General features: G+C 76.4%; 4 protein-coding genes. 1 reads left to right on the top strand and 3 read right to left on the bottom strand.

What is annotated here, in order from left to right; translation table 11 throughout:
* The coding region (locus tag GT030_RS32375; protein ID WP_161204134.1) for an SseB family protein at positions 1 to 508 on the bottom strand (508 nt) is incomplete at its 3' end.
* Positions 509 to 559: 51 nt separating this feature from the next.
* Here GT030_RS32375 and GT030_RS32370 point away from each other — a divergent pair.
* Positions 560 to 1249 (top strand): serine hydrolase, encoded by a 690-nt coding sequence (locus GT030_RS32370; RefSeq protein ID WP_161204133.1) that lies wholly within the window; start codon positions 560 to 562, stop codon positions 1247 to 1249.
* On the opposite strand, the gene mycP is transcribed toward GT030_RS32370, so the two are convergent.
* Positions 1250 to 2419, bottom strand: coding sequence for a type VII secretion-associated serine protease mycosin (gene mycP / locus GT030_RS32365; RefSeq protein ID WP_161204132.1), 1170 nt, complete (start codon positions 2417 to 2419; stop codon positions 1250 to 1252). It abuts the gene before it with no gap.
* Positions 2416 to 3195 carry a hypothetical protein gene (locus GT030_RS32360; RefSeq protein ID WP_346009791.1) on the bottom strand — a complete coding sequence of 260 codons (780 nt, stop codon included), beginning with the start codon at positions 3193 to 3195 and terminating at the stop codon, positions 2416 to 2418. Before GT030_RS32360 ends, mycP begins: the two co-directional genes overlap by 4 nt.
* Positions 3196 to 3206: the final 11 nt, after the last annotated feature.

Genomic DNA, 3206 nt, shown 5'->3' with positions numbered 1-3206 from the left:
GGTCCACGCTGGTGCGGCCCTCGGCCAGCGCGAGCAGCGCGGGACCGGTGAGTTCGAACGGCACCGGCCCGGCGAGGTCCAGTACGACCGTGTCGGCCTTCTCGTGCGCGGCGGCCTGGAGCGCCTGGTGCAGCGGCACGGCGACCGGCCGGGCGGCGGGGTCCCAGCGGGCGAGCGACGCGGTGGAGGTGAAGGCGGGCAGCGCGGTGCGCCCGGCGGCCTTGAGCGTGGGAACGGCCATGTCGCTGGTCTTCTCCCGGCGCAGGCCGCCCATCCGTCGCCCACCACCGCCCTTCCGAGGAGCTTCGCGCCCCTCCTCACTGTCCACCTCGACCTCACCGAGCACGGCGACGACGGGCACGAGCAGCCGGGCCCCCTTGAGCGCCTCCAGCACGGGCCCGAGCGCCGTGCGGTCCTCCGCCCAGGCCGCGAGCGCGGCACTCAGCCGGGGATCGGCGGAGCCGTCGTCGTCGGAGAACCCGGAGTCGGGAATGTTCTTGTTCACCACGCTCCCGACCCTATCGGTGGCGGTACGGGACCGAGCCGACGGGAGGCGTCGATGCAATCGCTGAGCGTGGAGGTCCCCGAGGGGGCCCGGCTGTCGGCGGGGGTGCTCGATCCGGGCTCCGGGCGGAGCGCGGTGTACGGCGACGGCTTCTTCGACGCGGCGAGCGTGGTCAAGGTCGGCATCCTGGCCGCGCTGCTGCTCGGCGCCCAGGACACGGGCCGGGACCTGACGGGGGCGGAGCGGGAGCGGGCCGCGCGGATGATCGGCCGGAGCGACAACGACTCCGCGACCGAGCTGTGGCACGGGATCGGCGGCGCCCCCGGCCTGGACGCGGCCCACCGCCGCCTCGGCCTCACCGCGACGGTGGGCGGCACGAGCGGCTACTGGGGCCTGACCCGCACCACGGCGCGGGACCAGCTGACCCTGCTCCGGCACGTGTTCGCCCCCTCCCCCGTCCTGACCCCGGCCTCGCGCGCCTGCCTGACCGCCCTGATGGCCTCCGTGGTGCCCGACCAGCGATGGGGTGTCTCGGCGGTGGGCCCCGGCGCGCTGAAGAACGGCTGGTTCCCGCGCGACGCGACCGGGCGCTGGGTCGTGCACAGCGTCGGCCGGGCGTCGGGCGCCCACGGCGACCGTCTGCTGGCGGTCCTCACCGAGGGCACGTCGAGCCGGGCGGAGGGCATCGCCCTGGTGGAATCGGCGGCACGGGCGGCGGTGCGGGCGTTCGCCGGCCCCGCGTGATCAGTCGAGGGTGCCCGGCCTGCGGCCGCGCCGGATCACCACGGCCGCCGCGACCAGGAGCGCGGTGCCGGTGGCGCCCGCCGACCAGGCTGCCCAGCCGGTGCCGGAGGAGGCGGAGCCGGAGGTGTCCGGGCCCGGGCCGAAGTACTTCCTGGCGTAGGTGGCGGGGCGGAGGGTGTCCGGCTCGAGGGTCGTGGCGGCCTTGAGGGCGGCGGCCGGATCGATCATGCCGAAGCCTCGGGAGTCGTCGCGGCCGCCCGTGGGGGCGTCCCGCGCGGTGTCCTCCAGCACCTTCTTGACCTGGGCCGGGGTCAGCTTCGGGCGGTCGGCCTTGAGCAGGGCCGCCGCGCCGGAGACGAAGGCGGAGGCGGCCGAGGTGCCCCAGCCCTCGTAGTAACGGTGGTCGGGGTCGGCGATGACGACGTCCACACCGGGCGCGCTGACGGCGGCGTACCAGCGGCGGGTGGAGAAGGAGGCGCGGGTGCCGTAGCGGTCGACCGCGGCGACGGCGATGACGCCGGGGTAGGCGGCCGGGTAGGAGACGTGGTCGCCCTTGTCGCCGCCGTTGCCCGCCGAGGCGACCACGACGACGCCCTTGCCGAGGGCGTACTGCACGGCCTCGTCCTCGCCGGCCTCGGGGTGCGCGGAGTCGGAGTCGTCGCCGAGGGAGAGGTTGATGACGTCGGCGCCGTGGTCGGCGGCCCAGCGGATGCCGTCCGCGAGGGCGTTGCCGCGGGTGACGCGGGCCTTGGCGCGGGCGGGGTCCTTGTCCTCCAGGATGACCCGTACGGGGAGGATCTTCGCCTTGGGCGCGACGCCCATGATCCCGGCGCCGTCGCCGGGCCCGTGCCCGTGACCGGCGATGATCCCGGCCATGGCGGTGCCGTGCCGGGCCCAGGCGCGGTCGCCGGGCCCGGCGCCGAAGCCGACCATGTCCTTGCCGGGCAGCACGTTGCCCGTGAGGTCGGGGTGGTCGTCCTCCACGCCCGTGTCGAGCACGGCGACGGTGACGCCCTGCCCCCGGGTGGTGCGCCACGCCTCGTCGAGACGGAGCGCGGACAGTCCCCACTGCTGGGCGCGGATGGAGTCGGCGTGGGCGGTGGCGGCGGGGAGCAGGGCGAGACCGGCCGCGAGCAGCAGACTGGACGCGGTGCGGGTACGGCGCCTCATGACGGTTTCTCCGTGGCCGGGCTGACGGTCTGGCGGAGCTTGCGCTGGATACGGTCGGCGAGCCCCTGGGCCTCGTTGCCGAGCCCGGCCTGCGCGGGTGCGGAGGTGGCGCCGGAGCGCACCGCGTCCGCGGCGGGCTCGGGGGCGATGACGGTGCGGCCGTCGGCCCAGCCGGAGACGGCGAAGGCGACGATGGGCGCGTCGGTGAGGACGCTGACCGTCCAGCTCGCGCGCTGCTTCGCGCCGAACCCGGCGGCGGGGGTGCCCTTGGCGGCGTACGGCAGGGGCAGCAGGTCGGTGCGCCGGTCCAGGCGCTCGTTCCGGAAGCGGGCGGCGAGCCCGGCCATGGCTGCGGGGTCGGCCTTGGTGAACAGCAGTCCCACGGTGGTGACATGGGTCCGGGTGGCGTCGGTGTAGGTGGCGCGCAGCAGGCGGGCGCAGCCCACGGGGGCGAGGGCGCGCGCCAGCAGCGGGTCGAAGGCTCCCGCGCAGCCGGTATCGGGGGCCACCGCGATCCGGGTCCAGCTCCGGTCGGCTCCGCCGGGTCCGGCGCCGGTGCCCTGCACGGTGGGCGGGAAGAGCTGGTCGACGGGCACGTTGTGCCAGAGCGACCCGGCGGCGGCGAAGCCGCTGTCCGCGGTGCGGTCGCCGTCCTCGCCGGTGAGCCAACTCCCGGCCAGCGCACCGCCGATGAGGCCGAGCCCGAGCACGACGCAGACGGCGGCGACACCGGTGCGGCTGCGCAGCCGGGCCAGCGGGCTGCCGAGGCCGCGCACGGGTTCCTCGT

Origin of the sequence: Streptomyces sp. SID1328 (genome assembly GCF_009865595.1) — a bacterium.
In the GTDB taxonomy this organism is placed as follows: Bacteria; Actinomycetota; Actinomycetes; order Streptomycetales; family Streptomycetaceae; genus Streptomyces; species Streptomyces griseoluteus.
Note: the sequence above shows the minus strand (reverse complement) of the source record. Positions and strands in the feature narration are given on the sequence as shown.